General features: G+C 40.9%; 15 protein-coding genes and 1 tRNA gene. 8 read left to right on the top strand and 8 right to left on the bottom strand.

Going from position 1 to position 19,507, the window contains the following annotated elements; genetic code table 11:
• Window positions 1-161 precede the first annotated feature (161 nt).
• The 3 genes from WMO13_RS08705 to WMO13_RS08695 form a co-directional block, all read right to left on the bottom strand.
• Window positions 162-368, bottom strand: coding sequence for a hypothetical protein (locus WMO13_RS08705; protein WP_026878214.1), 207 nt, complete (start codon window positions 366-368; stop codon window positions 162-164).
• A gap of 121 nt (window positions 369-489) precedes the next feature.
• Window positions 490-1,464 carry a GTP 3',8-cyclase MoaA gene (gene moaA / locus WMO13_RS08700; protein WP_026878213.1) on the bottom strand — a complete coding sequence of 325 codons (975 nt, stop codon included), beginning with the start codon at window positions 1,462-1,464 and terminating at the stop codon, window positions 490-492.
• A gap of 36 nt (window positions 1,465-1,500) precedes the next feature.
• Window positions 1,501-2,373 (bottom strand): LysR substrate-binding domain-containing protein, encoded by an 873-nt coding sequence (locus WMO13_RS08695; RefSeq protein ID WP_026878212.1) that lies wholly within the window; start codon window positions 2,371-2,373, stop codon window positions 1,501-1,503.
• 242 nt (window positions 2,374-2,615) lie between these two features.
• On the opposite strand from WMO13_RS08695, the gene WMO13_RS08690 reads away from it, so the two are divergent.
• From WMO13_RS08690 to WMO13_RS08670, 5 genes are all read left to right on the top strand, one after another.
• On the top strand, window positions 2,616-5,468 hold the full coding sequence (locus tag WMO13_RS08690) for a 2-oxoglutarate dehydrogenase E1 component (protein ID WP_026878211.1): 2,853 nt from the start codon (window positions 2,616-2,618) through the stop codon (window positions 5,466-5,468).
• Between the two features lie 359 nt (window positions 5,469-5,827).
• Window positions 5,828-7,030 (top strand): 2-oxoglutarate dehydrogenase complex dihydrolipoyllysine-residue succinyltransferase, encoded by a 1,203-nt coding sequence (gene odhB, locus WMO13_RS08685; protein WP_026878210.1) that lies wholly within the window; start codon window positions 5,828-5,830, stop codon window positions 7,028-7,030.
• A 164-nt stretch (window positions 7,031-7,194) separates the two neighbouring features.
• Window positions 7,195-8,625: a dihydrolipoyl dehydrogenase gene (lpdA, locus tag WMO13_RS08680; RefSeq protein WP_026878209.1), complete on the top strand. Its 1,431-nt coding sequence runs from the start codon at window positions 7,195-7,197 to the stop codon at window positions 8,623-8,625.
• A gap of 368 nt (window positions 8,626-8,993) precedes the next feature.
• A tRNA-Glu gene (locus WMO13_RS08675) sits at window positions 8,994-9,068 on the top strand.
• Between the two features lie 95 nt (window positions 9,069-9,163).
• On the top strand, window positions 9,164-9,499 hold the full coding sequence (locus WMO13_RS08670; RefSeq protein WP_026878208.1) for a non-heme iron oxygenase ferredoxin subunit: 336 nt from the start codon (window positions 9,164-9,166) through the stop codon (window positions 9,497-9,499).
• 367 nt (window positions 9,500-9,866) lie between these two features.
• Here the strand turns inward: WMO13_RS08670 and WMO13_RS08665 are convergent, their stop codons facing one another.
• Together WMO13_RS08665 and WMO13_RS08660 are read right to left on the bottom strand one after the other, a co-directional pair.
• Entirely contained in the window at window positions 9,867-10,940 is a 1,074-nt protein-coding gene (locus WMO13_RS08665; RefSeq protein WP_416224370.1) for a zinc-dependent alcohol dehydrogenase family protein, read from the bottom strand.
• Window positions 10,941-11,273: 333 nt separating this feature from the next.
• The gene (locus tag WMO13_RS08660) at window positions 11,274-11,609 is read right to left on the bottom strand and encodes a zinc ribbon domain-containing protein YjdM (protein WP_026878206.1); all 336 of its coding nucleotides are present in this window, start codon (window positions 11,607-11,609) and stop codon (window positions 11,274-11,276) included.
• A gap of 326 nt (window positions 11,610-11,935) precedes the next feature.
• Between WMO13_RS08660 and WMO13_RS08655 the strand changes: the two genes are divergently transcribed.
• Entirely contained in the window at window positions 11,936-12,661 is a 726-nt protein-coding gene (locus WMO13_RS08655) for a phosphoglycolate phosphatase (RefSeq protein WP_051396049.1), read from the top strand.
• Window positions 12,662-12,983: 322 nt separating this feature from the next.
• Here the strand turns inward: WMO13_RS08655 and gltS are convergent, their stop codons facing one another.
• Window positions 12,984-14,222 carry a sodium/glutamate symporter gene (gene gltS / locus WMO13_RS08650; protein WP_026878204.1) on the bottom strand — a complete coding sequence of 413 codons (1,239 nt, stop codon included), beginning with the start codon at window positions 14,220-14,222 and terminating at the stop codon, window positions 12,984-12,986.
• 433 nt (window positions 14,223-14,655) lie between these two features.
• Between gltS and lolA the strand changes: the two genes are divergently transcribed.
• Complete coding sequence (lolA, locus tag WMO13_RS08645; protein ID WP_026878203.1) at window positions 14,656-15,342, top strand: outer membrane lipoprotein chaperone LolA; 687 nt, start codon at window positions 14,656-14,658, stop codon at window positions 15,340-15,342.
• Between the two features lie 2 nt (window positions 15,343-15,344).
• On the top strand, window positions 15,345-16,670 hold the full coding sequence (locus tag WMO13_RS08640) for a replication-associated recombination protein A (RefSeq protein ID WP_026878202.1): 1,326 nt from the start codon (window positions 15,345-15,347) through the stop codon (window positions 16,668-16,670).
• A gap of 263 nt (window positions 16,671-16,933) precedes the next feature.
• Here WMO13_RS08640 and gltX read toward each other — a convergent pair whose 3' ends face one another.
• Window positions 16,934-18,358, bottom strand: coding sequence for a glutamate--tRNA ligase (gltX, locus tag WMO13_RS08635; protein WP_026878201.1), 1,425 nt, complete (start codon window positions 18,356-18,358; stop codon window positions 16,934-16,936).
• 218 nt (window positions 18,359-18,576) lie between these two features.
• Window positions 18,577-19,383, bottom strand: a complete 807-nt coding sequence (gene tatC, locus WMO13_RS08630; RefSeq protein ID WP_034855135.1) for a twin-arginine translocase subunit TatC — start codon at window positions 19,381-19,383, stop codon at window positions 18,577-18,579.
• Between the last annotated feature and the right edge of the window lie 124 nt (window positions 19,384-19,507).

Below are 19,507 nucleotides of genomic sequence, written 5' to 3'. Positions count from 1 at the left end.
TAAATGGGATTCTTTTATGATTGTTGTAAGACTTTAAATTTACAAAAGGCCTACCTAATATGATAGTAGACCTCTATTTTATGAATATTAGTCACGACCTATAGTCGTTTTCTCTAAGTATTGCATTGAAAGTGATTAAAATTGCAGTAAGGTAAGTGTGGTTACTTTTCGATCAGCGTATACTCATAGCGAGGACGATCCCCAACGCGGTAGTAGAGAAAATCCTTCTGGTAGCTATCGAGGAATTGCTGACGCTCAGCTTCACTATTAAACCAGCGTTCTGCACTGAAGTTATCGCCAAGTAAATTCTCTCGACGAAAGGTTGAGAGTTGTGGAAGGGTCATTTTGACACCGTATTGTTTACTCATCTTTAGGCTCCCTTTAAAGTTTATTATTGATCTACTATCATCATTGATCTATCTAATAGTACTAAAATTCAGTGTATAAGCACAAAAATTGTATGACTTGTACCGATAGGACTCATTAAGATTAGCCACCTGTCATGGACATAATCCGTTTAATCTTAGTGGCATCGGTACGGAACTCATGTTTTTGAGGTTTAAGATCAATTGCTTTGCGAATGGCTTGTTGAAGCTCCTCATCACTACAGTTATCTCGAAGCATATCACGAAGTGGGTAGGCTTCTTCTTGCCCTAAGCACATATAGAGTGTGCCATCGACCGCTAATCGAACACGATTACAAGTATCACAGAAATGTTGACTCATCGGCGTGATTAATCCCATTGTAAATTTACCATCGGGGGATTCATAGTAACGAGCGGGACCTTGTCCTAAGGTTTTTGTTGAATCGATAAGGCCATACTTCTGTCGTAAAGTCTCTAGTAGCTTGGTGAGATTATCCCCTTGTGTCTGCTGACCTGTAACTCCCATTGGCATCGCTTCAATAAGGCGGAGAATTAAACCATTGTCCATACAAAATTGGATCATAGAGTCAATATCTTGATCATTGACGCCAATCATAGGCACCATATTGATTTTGATCGTTTCAAATCCCGCCTCTTTAGCGGCAAAGATCCCTTTTTGTACCTTTTCAATGCAGTCATTGCCGGTGATTTGATGTACGGTTAGCGGATTGATAGAATCTAAACTGATATTGAGTCGATTAAGCCCGGCTTCTTTAAGTGCTTTGGCATGACGTTCAAGCTGTGTCGCATTAGTCGTCATCGATAAATCTTTAATGGTGGGAATAGCTGCCATTCTAGCGATCAGTTCTGTAATATCTTTCCGCAGTAAAGGCTCACCCCCGGTAATTCGGTAGTGGTCTGTTCCCATTGATGAAAATGCGGTAACGACTCGCATAATCTCATCAAATGTGAGCCAGTTCTTATTGACCTCAAATCCTTTGAAGCCTTTGGGGATACAGTAAGTACATCTCAGGTCACAGCGATCTGTAACCGAAATACGTACATAGTCTATTTTCCGACCAAATTGATCGATTAACATCGAATGCCTCCTACGACGGGAAAGAAATGGCAAAAATTAAAGCTTGAGATCTAAAATACATTGGGCAATCATCTCTATTTTACGCATTTGTGTGAACTCTTTGCGATAAATGAGCGCTACTTTACGGGTAGGCACTGGTTCTGTAAAAGGGATGTAATGTAGTAACTCACTTAAGTGATCATCCATTAAAGCGTATTTAGGGAGCACGGAGATTTGATGACCTGCGGCAACAATATTACGAATTGTCTCTAAAGAATGATGATGCGAGTTTGTTGCATTGATCTCTTTACAGCTATCTAAAACCTGATCTCTAAAGCAATGACCAATATTGAGGAGTAATGGATCATACTCATGGATTTCTTCTGGTGAGATAATCTCTTTCTCTGCTAAAGGATGATCTTTAGGTGTTACAACATAAAAAGGTTCCTCATAGAGTTCGATTACTTCAAAAGTTGGATCAGAAATTGGAAGGGCTAAGATCGCAGCATCAATCTCTCCCGTCTTAAGCATTGGAAGTAGACTGTCTGTCATATTTTCATAAATATGAAGCTGGATTTCTGGCGCATTTTTGCGTAAAACAGGAATCATACGAGGAAGAAGATAAGGTGCGATTGTGAATATCACGCCTAAGTTAAAACGTCCTTCCATGGAATTTGATTCATGGCTTAGCGTAAAGAGCTCATCAACAAGCTCAAAGATTCTTCTTGCTTTAGGAAGCGCTTTCTCTCCTTCCGGCGTGAGTAATACTTCATTGGTAGTTCTTTCAAAAAGAGAGACTTCCATTGAAGCTTCTAGGTTTTTGATACCGATAGAAAGAGCAGGTTGGGAGATGAAGCACTTTTGGGCAGCACGTCCAAAATGTCGCTCTTCTGCGACGGCGATAAAGTAACGAAGTTCATTCAATTTCATGCAACAACCTCATAAAGAAAACTAATTGTGTTTATTATTTACATACTATCATATTTAGATTAAGGTAAATTTAAATAAGCATCGGAATAATAAAATTTGTCAGCTAGGGAATATTATTGTACGAATAGTGAAAGCGGTTAGAAAATGCGCTAAATCGTCAAATATAGGGTATAATAAAGATAATTTCTTTCTTTTTTAGTTCCTGTCAATTTTTTTAATCCAAGGTAAATGTGAGCGATAATATGAAACTAATAGATAAGTTCAGAGAAACGTCGGCACTCAATGGTGCAAATCAGACCTATGTAGAAGAGTTATTCGAATCCTATCTGGAAGATCCTCAATCTGTGTCAGAAGAGTGGCAAAAATATTTTGCTGATTTCAAAAATGAGGATGGTCAAGATGTGGCACAAGGTCCTGTGAAAAGAGCATTTGAACAGATGCGCCATAGAAGCGGAGTTTCGCAAGGTAATGAAGTTGATGAGGTACATCTTGCAAAACAAGTGGGTGTTTTACGTTTAATTGAAGAATATCGTCGAAGAGGGCATCAAGTTGCAGACTTATGCCCTCTTCATTTGCGTGAAGAGAAAGTAGTTCCTGAGTTAAATCCTGCCTTTTTTGGTTTAACTGAAATGGATATGGATACCGTATTTAAGACGGGGGGGCTTGCGGGTAAAGATGCAATGCCTTTACGCGAAATTCTTGACACTGTAAGACGTACTTATACCGGTCATATTGGTGTTGAAATTGAGCATATCGGCAATGATGAAGAGCGAATCTGGCTTAGAAAACGTTTAGAAGAGGTGAAAGATAACTATCGCTTCTCAAATGAGGAGCGAGTTGAGATGCTCAAAGAGCTCGTTTCAGCAGATGGTTTAGAGCGTTACTTACATACTCGTTATGTGGGACAAAAACGCTTCTCACTTGAGGGGGGAGATGCACTAATCCCAATGCTTCATGAAATGGTTGTCGGCGCATCTGACTTTGGTGCTGAAGAGATTGTCATTGGCATGGCGCACCGTGGCCGTTTGAATGTATTGATCAATATCTTAGGAAAAGCGCCAAAACAGCTCTTTGATGAGTTTGAAGGTCGTCCTACTTTTACAAAAGGTTCTGGTGATGTGAAATATCACATGGGTTTCTCGTCATCAGTACAGGCAACACCCAATAATCCGCCAGTCCATTTAGCGTTGGCTTTTAACCCTTCTCACTTAGAAATTGTCAACCCTGTAGTTGAAGGGTCTGTGCGTGCACGTCTTGAGCGCCGTGTTGAACCCGGTACGCCGATTGGCCAATTGCCATTTAATACTGTTTTACCCGTTTTAATTCATGGGGATGCTGCATTTGCAGGGCAAGGTATCGGTTTAGAAACGCTTCAGCTGTCACAAGTTCGTGGCTATACCACCGGCGGTACAGTTCATATTGTAGTGAATAACCGTGTTGGTTTTACCACGTCAAATCTATTAGATGCCCGCTCTTCCGAATACTGTACAGACCCAATGAAAATCGTCCAAGCGCCGGTATTGCATGTTAATGGCGATGATCCTGAAGCGGTGAAGCATGTGACGCAATTAGCTTTAGGTTTCCGTAATACATTCCATAAAGATGTAATGGTAGATATCGTTTGCTATCGTCGTCTTGGACATAATGAAGCGGATGAGCCAAGAGCAACGCAACCGATGATGTATAAAAAAGTGGGTAATCATCAGACACCTGCGCGTATCTATGCGGATAAGCTCATTGCAGATGGTGTGATTACAGAAGAAGATTTCAAAAAATTCACCCAAGAGTATAAAGAGAAATTAGAAGCAGGTACTCCTGTTGGCTTCCCAACGATTGATTCGATCAATAGCTCTTACATGCAAAAATGGGAAAAAATTGCTAAAGCGCATGATAAGTTTGATGAGGAAGGGCCTATTGTTCCTGATACAGGCGTTGTAAAAGCACGTATTACAGAAATCGCGCAAATTATGAATCAATTGCCGGATGGTTTTAAACTTCATAATCGTGTTGAGAAAATCCACGAAAATCGTTTAAAAATGGGTGAAGGCGAGATCGAAATGGATTGGGGTTTTGCGGAAGTGATGGCTTATGCAACGCTTCTCGAAGAAGGATATCCAGTACGTATTTCTGGCCAAGATGCGGGTCGTGGTACTTTCTTCCATCGTCATGCGGTTTATCATAACCAAGAAGATGGTAATACTTATATTCCACTCCAACACCTCACTAAAGATCAAGCTCGGTTTACTGTAATTGATTCTATTCTGTCAGAAGCGGGTGTTTTAGGCTTTGAATTTGGTTATGCTGCAACAGAACCTAATGCGCTCGTGATTTGGGAAGCGCAGTTTGGGGATTTCGCTAACGGTGCGCAAGTCGTGATCGATCAGTTTGTCGCTGCAGGTGAAACTAAATGGCGCCGCTTTAATGGCCTTGTAATGCTGTTACCACATGGTTATGAAGGTCAAGGGCCTGAGCATTCATCAGCAAGACCTGAGCGTTTCTTACAGATGTGTGCCGAGAATAATATGAGCTTTGTTGTACCGACAACACCGGCACAAGCATTCCATATGTTCCGTCGTCAAATGTTGCAAGAGTACCGTAAGCCGCTCGTGGTAATGACACCTAAGAGCTTGCTCCGCCATAAACAAGCGGTTAATGTCTTAGATGATCTTGCGAATGGTAAATTCCATTCAGTATTACCTGAGATTGATGCGATTGAGACAAACAATGTTGAACGCGTTGTGATCTCTGTGGGTAAAATTTTCTATGACGTAAGAGATCGTCGTGAAGCTGTCAAAGATAGCAAAACTGCGATTATCCGCCTTGAAGAGATCTATCCATTCCCAACAGCGGCCTTAAAAGCAGAATTGGCGAAATATCCAAAAGCAGCAGAAGTGATCTTTATCCAAGATGAGCCTGCAAATCAAGGTTATGCAACATTTGTTCGTCCATACTTAGAAAATGTAGTGACTGATGAGCAAGAATTAGTCTTTATTACAAGACCGGCAGCAGCAGCGCCTGCGGTAGGTTATAACAATGCGCATGTAAGACAAGAAAAAGCCTTATTAGATGCTATTTTCCCTCTTGCAGATGCATAGTTTGTTACAGCGTTATTGATGAAGCGTTGCGATTTTGAAATTCAGAAATGAATTAAAGTCGCAACGAGTTTCATAAATGAATTGATGTGATTTTTAAGATTGTACTTGTTATGTGAGATGGTTGACTAAAGTAGACTATAATTAAATTATCAGTAATAGTATTTTAATAGGTTTCTTTAATAGTTTTCTTTAATAGGTCTATTAAAGGCTGTTTTAAAACATATTTTAATGTTTTTGAATGATTTGTATTGGTTTTACTAGATTGATTGGTTTTACATAGAGAAGAGACGCTCTTAAAGATCCTAAAAATATTTTCAAAATTATCTTTAAGGTTATGTTTTTAAATAGGAGAAGTTAATATGAGTATTGAGATTAAAGTTCCAGCGCTTCCTGAATCTGTTGCGGATGCGCTTCTTTCTACTTGGCACAAACAAGTGGGTGATCACGTTGAAGAGGGTGAAAATCTTGTTGATCTTGAAACTGACAAAGTGATGTTAGAGGTACCTGCAACTGCAAGCGGTACGATCAAAGAGATCAAAGTCACAGAAGGTACGGATGTCACCGCAGGTACTGTACTTGCAATTATTGAAGCAGGTAGTGCGCCAGCAGCGAAAGCAGAAGAAGCACCCAAAGCGGAAGCACAAGCAACAGCGCCGGCAGCAAATGAAGATGATGAAGTGGGTATGTCACCTACTGTACGTCGTTTAGTGGAAGAGAATAAACTCGATATTACTAAAATTCCTGCAACAGGCAAAAATGGTCGTCATTTAAAAGAAGATATTGAAAACTTCTTGAAAAATGGTGGAGCTAAAGCGGCACCTGCAGCTAAATCGGCATCAGTTGCAGCAATGCCTGTAGGTGAACGCGTAGAGAAACGTGTTCCAATGACACGTTTACGTGCGCGTATTGCTGAGCGTCTTTTAGATGCAACAAACACCACTGCGATGTTGACTACATTTAATGAGATCAACATGGAACCTGTGATCAGCATGCGTAAGAAATACCAAGATCGCTTTACTAAAGTGCATGGTGTGAAATTAGGCTTTATGTCTTTCTTCGTGAAAGCTGCGGTAGAAGCATTGAAAAAATACCCTGCAGTGAATGCCTCAATCGATGGTAATGATATTGTTTATCATGGTTATTTCGATATCGGTATCGCAGTATCATCACCACGTGGTTTAGTAGTACCTATTATTCGTAATGCGGATCAATTAAGCCTTGCAGATATCGAGAAACAAATCATCGAGTATGCAACTAAAGCGAAAGAGGGTACGTTAACCATCGAAGAGATGACTGGCGGTACATTCACAATCACCAATGGTGGCGTATTTGGTTCAATGTTATCAACACCTATCATTAACCCACCACAAAGCGGTATCTTAGGAATGCATAACACTTATGAGCGTCCTATCGTCAAAGATGGTCAAATTATTGCAGCACCAATGATGTATGTTGCACATTCTTATGATCATAGAATTATCGATGGTGCAGAAGCGGTTGGTTTCTTAGTTTCTATTAAGAATGCCTTAGAAGATCCAGCAAGTATGATTCTTGAGCTCTAATATTCTCAATTATTTTGAGTCTATTCAATCATCATTAAGATGAGTTGATTGCGGTCGTAATAAGTGATAAATCGCTTACGCAATCTCTCAAACTTGAATTAAAACTGAAGAATCCTTTATTGCATTAGTCGATAAAGGATTCTTTTTGAAGGAGAAATATAATCATGGCACAAAAAGAATTTGATGTAATCGTTATAGGTGGCGGTCCTGCGGGTTATGTAGCGGCGATTCGTGCAGCGCAATTAGGTTTAAAAACAGCTTGTGTTGAGAAGTGGATCGGTAAATCAGGCAAGCCTGCATTAGGTGGTACTTGCTTAAATGTCGGTTGTATCCCATCTAAAGCATTGCTGGAGTCTTCTGCGCTTTTTGAAGAAGCGAAAGATCATTCAGCGGTTCATGGTATTACAGTGGGTGATATCAAAATGGATCCTAAAGCAATGATTGAACGTAAAGATAAGATTGTTGCAGAATTAACCGGCGGTATCGCGATGTTATTCCAAGCGAATAAAGTGGAATGGCTACAGGGTACCGGTAAATTACTCAAAGATAATGTTGTTGAAGTGACAAGCCATGAAGGTAAAGCAGAAACTTATAAAGCGAAAGATATCATTCTTGCCACAGGTTCTGTACCTATGGATATTCCGCCTGCAAAAGTGGATAACAAACGCATTATCGATTCAACTGGTGCACTTGATCTCACTGAAGTACCCAAACGTTTAGGTGTGATTGGTGCCGGTGTGATCGGTCTTGAGATGGCAAGTGTTTGGTCACGTTTAGGGGCTGAGGTTGTAATTTTTGAAGCAATGGATCAGTTCCTTTCAGCGGCAGATCAGCAAATTGCGAAGGATGCTGCGAAGCACTTTAAAAAACAAGGATTAGATATTCGTTTAGGCGCAAAAGTCACGGGCTCTAAAGCAACGGATAAAGATGTCACTGTTCAATATAGTGATAAATCAGGGGAGCATGAAGAGACTTTTGATTACCTGCTTGTTGCCGTTGGTCGTCGTGCCTTTACGGAAAATATCGTCGATCCTACCGTTGGCCTTGAAATGGATGGTCGTATGGTGAAAGTGGATGACCAATGTAAAACAAATCTACCCCATGTGTGGGCTATTGGTGATTTAGTACGTGGTCCTATGCTTGCGCATAAAGGTTCTGCAGAAGGGATTGCGGTTGCACAGTGGATTGCTGGGCAATATGGTCGTGTGAATTATGATGTGATTCCTTGGGTTATCTACACTCATCCTGAAATTGCTTGGGCAGGTAAAACTGAAGAGCAGTGTAAAGCAGAAGGCATCGCTGTGGTTACGAGCTCATTCCCATTTGCAGCATCAGGTCGTGCAAAAGCGATGGGAGCGACTGAAGGGATGGTTAAAATGATTGCTGATGCAAAAACGGATAAGTTGCTCGGTGTTCATATTGTAGGGGCAAATGCTTCAGAATTAATCCATGAAGCGGTGATCGTACTTGAATTTGGTGGTACTTCTGAAGATATCGCAAGCACGATCCATGCTCACCCAACGTTAGCGGAAGGTGTGATGGAAGCAGCTCATGGTATTCATAAGAGCGCTATTCATATGATGAATCGTAAATAGGTAGTGACAATATTGTAATTATGACGATAGATACGTTGTAAAGAGCGCTGTAAAGTGTGAATCAATAGAAAATAGATGCCATTGATGAAAGTCAGTGGCATTTTTTATGATTATTGATGAGATATAAGCACTTTTTTATGAAATTCGTGAATACGCCTAATAAAACTTTGCGATAAATTACGAAATAGCGATATTATTTTTGAGCTTTTCATGACCTTCTTATGAGTATATCCTTTTGATATCGTTGGTATAAATAGGACTGTTTAAAAAACAAGCAAAAAAAGCTTTAAGAATGTTTGACATAGTAGGGTACCTATACTATTATAGCCTCCTGTTCACGAGGAACACCTAGTAAACAGCGACGATAAGTCCCTATCGTCTAGTGGTTAGGACACTGCCCTTTCACGGCGGCAACCGGGGTTCGAATCCCCGTAGGGACGCCAAATTAAGAAGCCTACTGTTTCAGACAGTAGGCTTTTTTGCGTAATCGACTTTTATTGTACAAGCAAAATTTATAGTGGTTAAGAGGAGTAATGTTATGGCGAAAATCTTGATCTGTTCCATTTCTGATGTTGCACCGGGAGAGATGCGTAAGTTTGAAACAGAGGTCGGTGATCTATTGTTATTTAATAGAGATGGTGAGTTTTATGTCACTGATGATCAGTGTACCCATGCAACGGCATCACTCGCAGAAGGGGATTATTTTGATGATACGGTGAGCTGTCCTAAGCATTGGGGAGAGTTTAATATTATCACGGGTGAAGCAACAGCCGCGCCTTGTCGAAAACCCTTGAGAACCTATTTTGTGATGGTCGAAGATGATCAAATCTATGTAGATAGTGAGCGTGAAGCAGCGGGTGCTTTGAAGGCTTAAATGCGCTTTTATAGTAATATCGGTTCAAATAAGCTTGTTGAAATGCCGACGCATCAGCTGATCGAGGTGAGGAAGCCGTTCTATCCGGCATCTCGCAACGGTTGTATAGTACGATTGTATGTTTTTTTAAATTCGGCACTATAGCTGTCTAAAAATTATTTTTCTTAAACCATATTTACTATATTTTTAAGCGATATTAGATGTAGAGTTGAAACTCAAAAAATCCCCGAAGAATGAAGACTCCTCGGGGATTTTGCTTATCAGTGTTTTGTAGTTTTACGCTACTTAATCGTGAAAGATTGCGTTTTCAACGACTATTGAGTGACTCTTTTATTGTCCGAAACTTAGATATTGTTCGAAGCTTAGATTAATTATAATCGATGATCACTTTCATCGCTTTCTCATCCGCTGCATTTTTGAAGACCTTATAAGCATGCTCAAGATCCTCAAATTTAAAATGATGGGTAATCATCTTATCAAGAGGTAATTTGCCTGAACAGCACGTTTTAAGGAGCATATCAGTGGTATTAGCATTCACTAAACCGGTAGTGATTTTTAAGTTTTTAATCCACAATTTTTCAAGTGCAAAATCGACAGATTGTCCGTGTACACCTACGTTAGCGATGTTACCACCCTCTTTTACAACGTGCTGACAGACATTCCAAGTCGCCGGAATACCCACTGCTTCAATAGCGCAATCAACGCCTCGACCATTTGTGAGTTCCCGAATCTTAGCAATGGCATCCTCTTTACCTGAATTTACCACTTTTGTTGCCCCCATTTCAAGCGCCATATTGAGACGGTTTTCATCCATATCAACAACGATGATTTCGCTAGGAGAGTAGAGCTGTGCCGTTAAGAGCGCCGCCATACCGATAGGGCCTGCGCCGACAATCGCCACAGTATCACCAGGTTTAACATCACCATACTGTACACCAATCTCGTGAGACGTAGGGAGTGCATCAGAGAGAAGAACTGCGATATCTTCATTGAGTTCTGCAGGAATATGATAGAGCGAAGTATCCGCAAATGGCGTGCGCACATATTCGGCTTGGGTTCCATCGATCATATACCCCATAATCCAGCCACCCTCATTCATACAATGGGCATTGAGCTGTTTTTGACAGTTTTCGCAAGTACCACAGCGGCTCACACAAGAGATGATGACTTTATCCCCTTTTTTGAACTTCTTAACAGCGCTACCGACTTCCTCAACGATACCGATTCCTTCATGTCCCAAAATACGGCCATTGAATTGCCCATTTTTTTCGATTTCAGTAGCTTCAATTTCAGGATTTTTGCCCTTCATAATACCAAGGTCTGTACCACAAATAGTGGTTTTGGTCAGTTTGATAATCGCATCGGTTGGTTCGATGATCTTAGGGGTCGGGCGCTCTTCAAAGCGTAGATCATTTTCACCATAATAAACCATTGCTTTCATTGTATCTTTCATAGACAAACTCCTTGCTATCAAGTGGATAAATAAGTGTTGTCTATCTATATTAATGGATAATATAAAAAATAACAATTTATTAAAATTATTGAAATTAAATATATATTAAATATAAATTTATTTTAAATCAATGGGTTGTTCCAATAGAATTTATCAGCTTTGATCGGAGGATTTTAATATCTTTTAATTCAATACATTATTAAGGCAGATTTCAAAAGTAGTAGGCAAAAAATATCCTCAGTAGCTGATTTATATCAAATAAGATCAATACTGAGGATAAGTGTTTATTAATTGTTTTTATGACGATTAGCTATCTGTTTTTTAAGCTTTTTTCATAAACTCTGATTTAAGCTGTAGGCTAGAACCATTCACCTTGCAATCGAGGTTGTGATCGCCTTCAGTGATACGAATGCCTTTAATCATCGTGCCTTGTTTGATCACCATAGAAGATCCTCGAACCTTGAGATCTTTAATCACAGTGACTGAATCACCATCTTTAAGAATAGTGCCATGTGCATCGCGTGCTGTGAGCCCTTCATCTTCAACAGCTTCCTCTGAAACAGACCATTCATAGCCACAATCAGGGCAGAAATAGAATTCGGTATCACTATAAGTGTGATCCATTCCACATTGTGGGCAAGCGGGCATATTTGTCATAGTTTTATCTCCAAAAAATTCATAATCGGCTATCGATTAGTATTTGATTTGATCTTGAACGATCTTAATATAAAGGGGCATCCTTAATATAAAAGAGCAATATTAATAATCTAATGAGTCTAAAGCTTAATATTGATAAATATTGCTTACATTATTCTATTTAATCTTATCTAATCGACTTATGCGGGCAATATACCGAAATAAAATCAAAAAATCGAGGAGTTTTGCCTTTTATCCTCAGAGAATAAGCCTTGAGATTCAAGGGAAGTGTGGATTAAGATGAAGGCAGATATCCCATTTTCACATTTTTCAGAGAGGTTAATATGATGAAATCAACCGTAAGTAGTACTCCTCAAGTAATCATTAAAGGAATTGCATTTGATCTTGATGGTACGCTGATTAATAGCGCCGCAGGGCTTGCTGAAGCTGTGGATATGATGCTAGCTCGCCTAGGCTATCCGGCGGCCGGCGTTGATAAGGTATCGCTCTGGATTGGTCACGGGGCAATTAGCTTGGTAGAAACTGCGCTAAAATCTGCCGGCGGGGAGGTCGCTATGCAGCAATTCCCGCAAGCATTTGCGCTATTTAATCAATTTTATAAGGCAGTACTAGAGAAAGGCAGCGAACTCTATCCTGATGTGCGAGAGACACTGTTGACCCTAAAAGAATCGGGATTACGATTAGGGATTGTGACCAATAAACCGACTCAGTTTTTGCCGGATCTGCTTGATGAGTTACATTTAACTACGCTCTTTGATCTTGTGTTAGGGGCAGATGATGTGGCGATGAAGAAACCCCATCCTGCACCGCTTTTTAAAGTTTTAGGGGAATGGGGATTATTGCAATCAGAGCTGCTTTTTGTAGGAGATTCTCGCAATGATATTCAAGCGGCGAAGGCTGCCGGGGTTGCCTCAGTGGGATCAACGTATGGCTATAATTTTGGTGTTCCGCTTGCGGACTCAAATCCCACCTATCTCATTCGAGATTTTAAATCTTTATTACAGATTGAACCTCTCAAAGCCTTAGTCGCACCCTTAGTTAAATCAGAATAGAGATCATATTTAGTATTTAGTAAGTTCAGGAAGATCAGTAACAGTAGCAAAATTGAGTATCGTAATATCGGTTCAAAATAAACCTTAAAATAATCCTTATTGAAATGTTGGGCATCGATTGTCAGAAGTAAGAAAACTGTTTTATCCAAGATCTTGCTGCTATGGTTTAGATAAGGTTTTATCTTTTAAAGTCCCATAAAATAGGCAATAAAAAATCCGTAATCGTTGAGGTTTTAAATGATCTCAATATTACGGATTTTGATGATATGAATGATTGAATCTGCCGCTAAGAGTAGTAGACTAGCACTTTATAGCAGATTGATTATGCGCCAATTGCCGGGAAGATAGGAAGCATCAGGAAGACCTTAATGACAATTACATTCACTAAATCAATAAAGAATGCACCCACCATAGGCACCACTAAGAAGGCTTTCTTCGAGGGCCCAAAGCGTTCTGTAACCGCCTGCATATTCGCAATTGCAGTAGGCGTTGCACCAAGTCCAAATCCACAGTGACCTGCGGCAAATACTGCCCCATCTAAATTACGCCCCATTACATTATAGGTGACGAAAATTGCATAGAGCGCCATAAAGCAGGCTTGAACTGCGAGGATAATAATCATTGGGATGGCTAATGATTTGAGTTCCCACAATTTAAGGCTCATTAAAGCAAGCGCAAGGAAAAGGGAGAGACTGACGTTACCCACGAGGGATACCGAGCGCTCAAAGATAATCTGATCACTAATCAGAGAGAGCACGTTATTGATAATGACGGCGACAAATAGTACACAAACGAAAGTGGGTAGGGCAAATTTCGTGCCATCTAGCGCATCTGAAATGATAATCCCGAGGGTAATTGAGATCAGGATCATCGTAATAGTTTCAAGCAGTGCGCGTGAAGTGATCCGGCGACTTGCCCGAGGTTGCTCAAACGCGGTGCTATCGTCAGAGGCTTCTTCCGGTTTCGGGTCATCTAAAATAGAGCTATCAAGTTTCGGTTGACGTTTACGAAGTAGGAATCGAGCGACCGGTCCACCGACAAGTCCCCCTAATACTAATCCGAAGGTTGCACAAGCCATCGCTAATTCAGTGGCATTGGTGAAACCATATTTTTGGGCAAAAGTCGTTCCCCACGCAGCACCGGTTCCATGACCGCCGGCGAGTGTAATGGATCCTGCTAAAAGCCCCATTAATGGATCTAAGCCTAAAAGCGAGGCCAGGCCAACACCCACACTATTTTGGATAATGAGGAATACGATAACCACAACGAGGAAGATGACGAGCGAAAGACCGCCGGAAAGCAGGCTCTTGAAGTTTGCATTAAGGCCGATGGTTGCGAAGAACATCAGCATTAAGGGCGTTTGTAAAACGGTATCGAATTTGATTTCAAAATCGAAGAAGCTTTTGAGGATTAGAATACTAAATGCGACAATTAGACCGCCGGCAACGGGACTTGGGATTGTAAATTTATCAAGCGCAGGGATCTTCGCGACCACTACGCGTCCTAGTAGCAATGTCAGACACGCCATAACCATCGTGCCATAGACATCAAACGAGATCATACTTGAACTGATCATATTGTGACTCCTATGTTTGCAATATTATTAGAATAATTTTTGCCATAAAATCTAGCATACTTATTGACTATTTTATAACTAAATTTAAATTAACTTACAATTGATAGGGGTTATTCTAGCCCTTAACTAATCTATTTTTGAGACTTTGAAGAGTATCTCTGGCGGGTAGGGCGATTAATGAGAGGAAAATGCCGAGTAACGTTGGGCAGAGAAAGTATTCCTTGAATGCGATCGGATAGGTAATCTATGAATCTGTTATAATAATTCAATCTTTGCGGATTAAAAATTGGGCTACTTCAGCGAGTTATTGATGAGGATAATTCAGAAATAGTAGAAAAAACCTGAACCGAACTTTTAATCATGGCATTAAAGAAGAAACATTTATTGAATTTTTCAGCCACTGAAAAGGTGAGAATCTATGTATAGAAAAATTTCGCAACAAGCTAAGAAGCGCTGTTTATTAGCGCTATCAAGCTTTATATTCATGATATTAACCTCGCAGTTGAGCTTAGCTGATGAGCGTTTTATTGTGGATTATTTTAAGAATTTCCAAACGTTAGAGGCGAATTTTACGCAGGAAATTACTACTAAAGAGAAAACAGATAAAACAGCGGGGCATCTTATCATTGAAAAGTCGGCAGATACCGATACTGAAACTTCGACAAAAGCAGCTGATCAACCGCGCTTTATCTTTGACTACACAGAGCCTTATCATCAAATCTTAGTGAGCAATGGTCAAAAATTTTGGTTCTATGATGTTGACTTGATGCAGGTAATTATTAAGCCTGTGCAGAGTGTCTTAGAGAATCCTGTCTTGCAGATTCTATTGAGTGATCAACCTTTAACGGCGAATTTTGATATTAAAACAGTACGTGATCGCCGGGAATACCTCTTAACGCCTAAACAGAGTTACAATGATCTTCAAATCAATGATATCCAAGTCGTATTTGCCAATCGTAAGATCTATTCCTTTAAAGTAGAAGATGTTACCGGGCAAACAATCTCATTTGTGATGAAAAAAGTGGTTGAGAATAAGCCTGTCGATGCAAATCTGTTTGATTTTAAAGTTCCACAAGATGTGGATGTGATTGATGAGAGCAAGTAACAATGGCGGATCTATTTGATGCGTTACAAGAATCAACGCAACAACAGTTTGCCCCATTAGCGGATTTAGCGCGGCCCAAAGATCTCTCTGAAGTAGTGGGTCAACGGCATCTACTTGCCGAAGGAAAACCACTCTATGAAGCCTTTAAAAGCGGTATTCCCCACTCAATGATCTTTTGGGGGCCACCGGGGGTTGGTAAGACAACGCTTGCGCGTTTAGTGGCGAAGGCTTTTGATGCCGAGTTTATCGATCTTTCCGCGGTATTTTCAGGTGTGAAAGAGATTCGCGAAGCAATCAAAGAGGCAGAAGTGTATCGGCTACAAGGTCGGCGCACGATTCTTTTTATCGATGAAATTCATCGGTTTAACAAAGGGCAACAAGATGCATTATTGCCTTTTGTGGAATCAGGATTAGTGACCTTTATTGGGGCAACTACTGAGAATCCCTCTTTTGAAATTAATCAGGCACTCTTATCTCGTGCTTTTGTTTATGTCCTACAACCGCTTGATGAAGCAGCAGTCACAACGCTTTTAAATCGGGCTTTAACGACCTATTATCCTGATTATCAATTAACAGATGATGCGATGGCCTTATTGGTGAGTTATGCCAGCGGGGATGGTCGGCGTTCACTGAATCTATTGCAACAACTCTTGATTGTTGCGCAGAGTAATGAACTCACAACTATTGAAAAATCACTTGTAGAGCAGATTCTAACGAGTCAGCCGAAGAAGTTTGATAAGGGCGGCGATTACTTCTATGATCAGATTTCGGCATTACATAAATCCATTCGGGGCTCAGATCCTGATGCGGCTCTCTATTGGTTCTGTCTGATGATGGAGAGTGGCGTTGATCCGCGCTATCTTGGGCGAAGAATCTTAATGATTGCTTGGGAGGATGTGGGGCTCGCTGATCCACGTGGAACACAAATCGCCACCGATGCTTTAACCACTTATGAGCGCCTCGGGAGTCCTGAGGGCGATTTAGCACTAGCACAAGCTGCGATCTATCTCGCTTGTGCCGCAAAATCAAATGCCGGTTATATGGCCTTTAAAAAAGCTCGAAAATTTGTCGCCGAAGACCAAACAAGGCCGGTTCCTTTTCATCTACGCAATGCTCCCACGAAGCTTATGGCAGAGATGGGACATGGCAAAAATTACCGTTATGCCCATGATGAACCCGGTGCTTACGCTGCCGGCGAATACTATTTCCCTGATGGAATGGAAGAGATGCAGTGGTATCATCCTACCGAGCGTGGTATTGAGAAACAGATTGGCGAGAAGTTAAAGTACCTTAAATCGTTAGATGAAGAAGCTCGGCGGGGATCTTAAAACATTATTACACGTATTAAAAAAAGCAGTCTTCAATTTGAATGACTGCTTTTTAATGTAAGTATTTATTATAGTAAGATCGGTTCAGAATAAGCATTATTTAAATGCCGGTGCATCAGCTGATCGAGGCGAGGGAGCTGTTCTATCCGGCATCTTGCAAGTGTTGTTTAGTACGGTTTGATGTTCTTTTAAAATTCCACTCACTGCATAAAAAATATTTTTCTTAAACCAATACTATAAATGTTAAAACATAAACGATCTCACTAACCCTCAATCATCGCAATGGCTTTACCAAGACGATCAAGCGTTCGCTCTTTGCCCACTAAGAAGAGGGTTTCATCGAGATTAGGGGAATTGGTACGACCCACGATTGCAGTACGAAGTGGCATACCCACTTTTCCCATACCCACTTCAAGGGCTTGCGTGACTTCTTTCACTGCAGCATCGAGATTGGCCGGTGTCCACTCAGTAACATTGCCGAGGATTTCCACGAGCTTCTCAAGTACAGGTTTTGACACCGGTGTGAGTTGTTTTGCTTTCGCTGCTTCATCCATCTCAATGGTATCTGTGAAGAGATAGAGGACCATTTCGGCTAGCTCAACAAGTGTTTCACAGCGCTTCACATGGGCTTCCACTACTTTAGTGAGATAGTTATCAAACTCTGGTGATGTTTCCGTTTGAACGCCGAGTTTCTCTAGGAATGGTTTGAGTAACATTGCAAGCTCTGCAGGGTTTTTCTCAATCATATAGTGTTGATTGAGCCAACGAAGTTTAGAAGTATTAAAGGCGCTTGCTGATTTATTCACATTGTTTAAATCAAAATATTGCACCATCTCTTCAAAGGAGAAGATCTCTTGATCGCCATGTGACCAACCGAGACGGACGAGATAGTTAAGGACTGCTTCAGGTAGATAACCTTGATGGTAATACTCCATCACGCCGACTGCGCCATGACGTTTTGAGAGTTTTTGGCCATCATCGCCGAGAATCATTGCTAAATGGGCAAATTTAGGGACCGGTTTATTCATCGCTTTGAAGATATTGACTTGGCGATAGGTATTATTGATATGGTCATCACCACGAATAACGTGGGTTATTTCCATATCAACATCATCGACAACGACACAGAAGTTATAAGTCGGAGAGCCATCCCCTCGAGCGATAATCAGATCATCAAGCTCACTATTTTGTACACTTAAATTGCCATGAACAAGATCCACGAAGGTGGTAGCACCTACTTGGGGTTGTTTAAAGCGCACCACCGGTTGAATCCCCTCAGGAATCGCCGGTAGTGTCTTACCCGGTTCAGGGCGCCAAGTACCATCATAACGGGGCTTCTCTTTTTTCGCTTCCGCTTTTGCGCGCATTTCGGCAAGTTCTTCTTGTGTGCAGTAGCAGTAATAGGCATGACCTGATTCGAGTAGCTCGGCAATCACTTCTTTGTAACGGTCAAAACGCTTTGTTTGATAGTAAGGACCTTCATCATAGTGTAATCCTAACCATTCAAGGCTCTCAATGATCGCCGCAACGGCTTCCGGCGTTGAACGCTCAAGATCCGTATCTTCGATTCGAAGTACCGTTGTCCCTTTATTGTGAAGGGCATAGAGATGAGAGAAGAGGGCAGTTCTAGCACCGCCGATATGAAGATAGCCCGTTGGAGATGGGGCAAAGCGAGTTTTAACCATCATAATTGTTTTATATTTCCAATAATTAAATAGTAGGTAAAAATAACGAATATGTCTCTAATTGTAACACTGATAGTGACAAATCGCTGATTAATCCCTTGATTCTGCTCTTGATAAGGGGTTGATCGTGTATTGTTGTAATTGATTATTATTTTAGGAATTCAACGTGTTGAATCACGGGGATTCCTCTTAGATTATTTTGTTGTCTCTTTCTATTGCGCTTATGACTCTTTTTCTGTCGTTTCCGCCGGAACATTAGGGGTTTCATTCTCATTTTCGATCTCTTCGGCTTCGGTCAAGGCGCGTTTCTTCTCAATGCGCTTGCCAATATAGAGCCCTAATTCAAAGAGTAGAATTGCCGCACTTGCGAAGATAATCATTGAGAAGGGATCGGGAGGTGTAGCGATCGCCGATACGGTAAAAATCCCGACAATAATGTAGGGACGTTTACTCGTTAAATTCTCAGTTTTTAAGATTCGTAGAGAGACGAGAATAATGAGAATAATTGGAATTTCAAAGACCACACCAAAGAAGAAGAAAAGGCGAAGGACCGTTGAAAGATATTTGTTAATATCAGTGGCAATCTCAACGCCAGCAGGAGCTGAGCCTGAGAGGAATTTGAACATCACCGGCATCACTGCGTAGTAGGCGAAGCACATTCCAAGATAGAAAAGCAGAACACTCGTAAAAATAATCGGGAATGCAACCCGCTTTTCGTGCTGATAAAGCCCCGGTGCGACAAAGGCCCACACTTGATAGAGAACCCAAGGAATGGCGATAAAGAATGAGACCCAGAGCGTCAATTTAATCGGGGCAAGAAACGGCGCAACCACATCTGTGGCAATCATTCTGCCACCCTCCGGCATCACTTTTAATAGTGGTGTTGCCACAAAGTTATAGATATCATTCGAGAAGTAAACAAGACAGACAAAGACAAGTAATACGCCGACACCTGCACGAATGAGACGATCTCGAAGTTCGATCAGATGATGAATAAAAGTCTGTTCTTTTGTGGGGTTCGTGGTCATAGTTGTAATCAATATTCTTAATATAAGATGAATCGAAATAGATTAATGGAGGATACAAATTGTATAACAGTCGCAAGGTCACTTTAAGTTATTATCTGCTTTGAATGTGACAAGGATACGATTT

The sequence above is a fragment of the Ignatzschineria larvae DSM 13226 genome, from assembly GCF_038500265.1.
GTDB lineage: Bacteria > Pseudomonadota > Gammaproteobacteria > Cardiobacteriales > Wohlfahrtiimonadaceae > Ignatzschineria > Ignatzschineria larvae.
The sequence above is the reverse complement of the archived record's forward strand: the minus strand, read 5'-3'. Positions and strand labels throughout refer to the sequence as shown.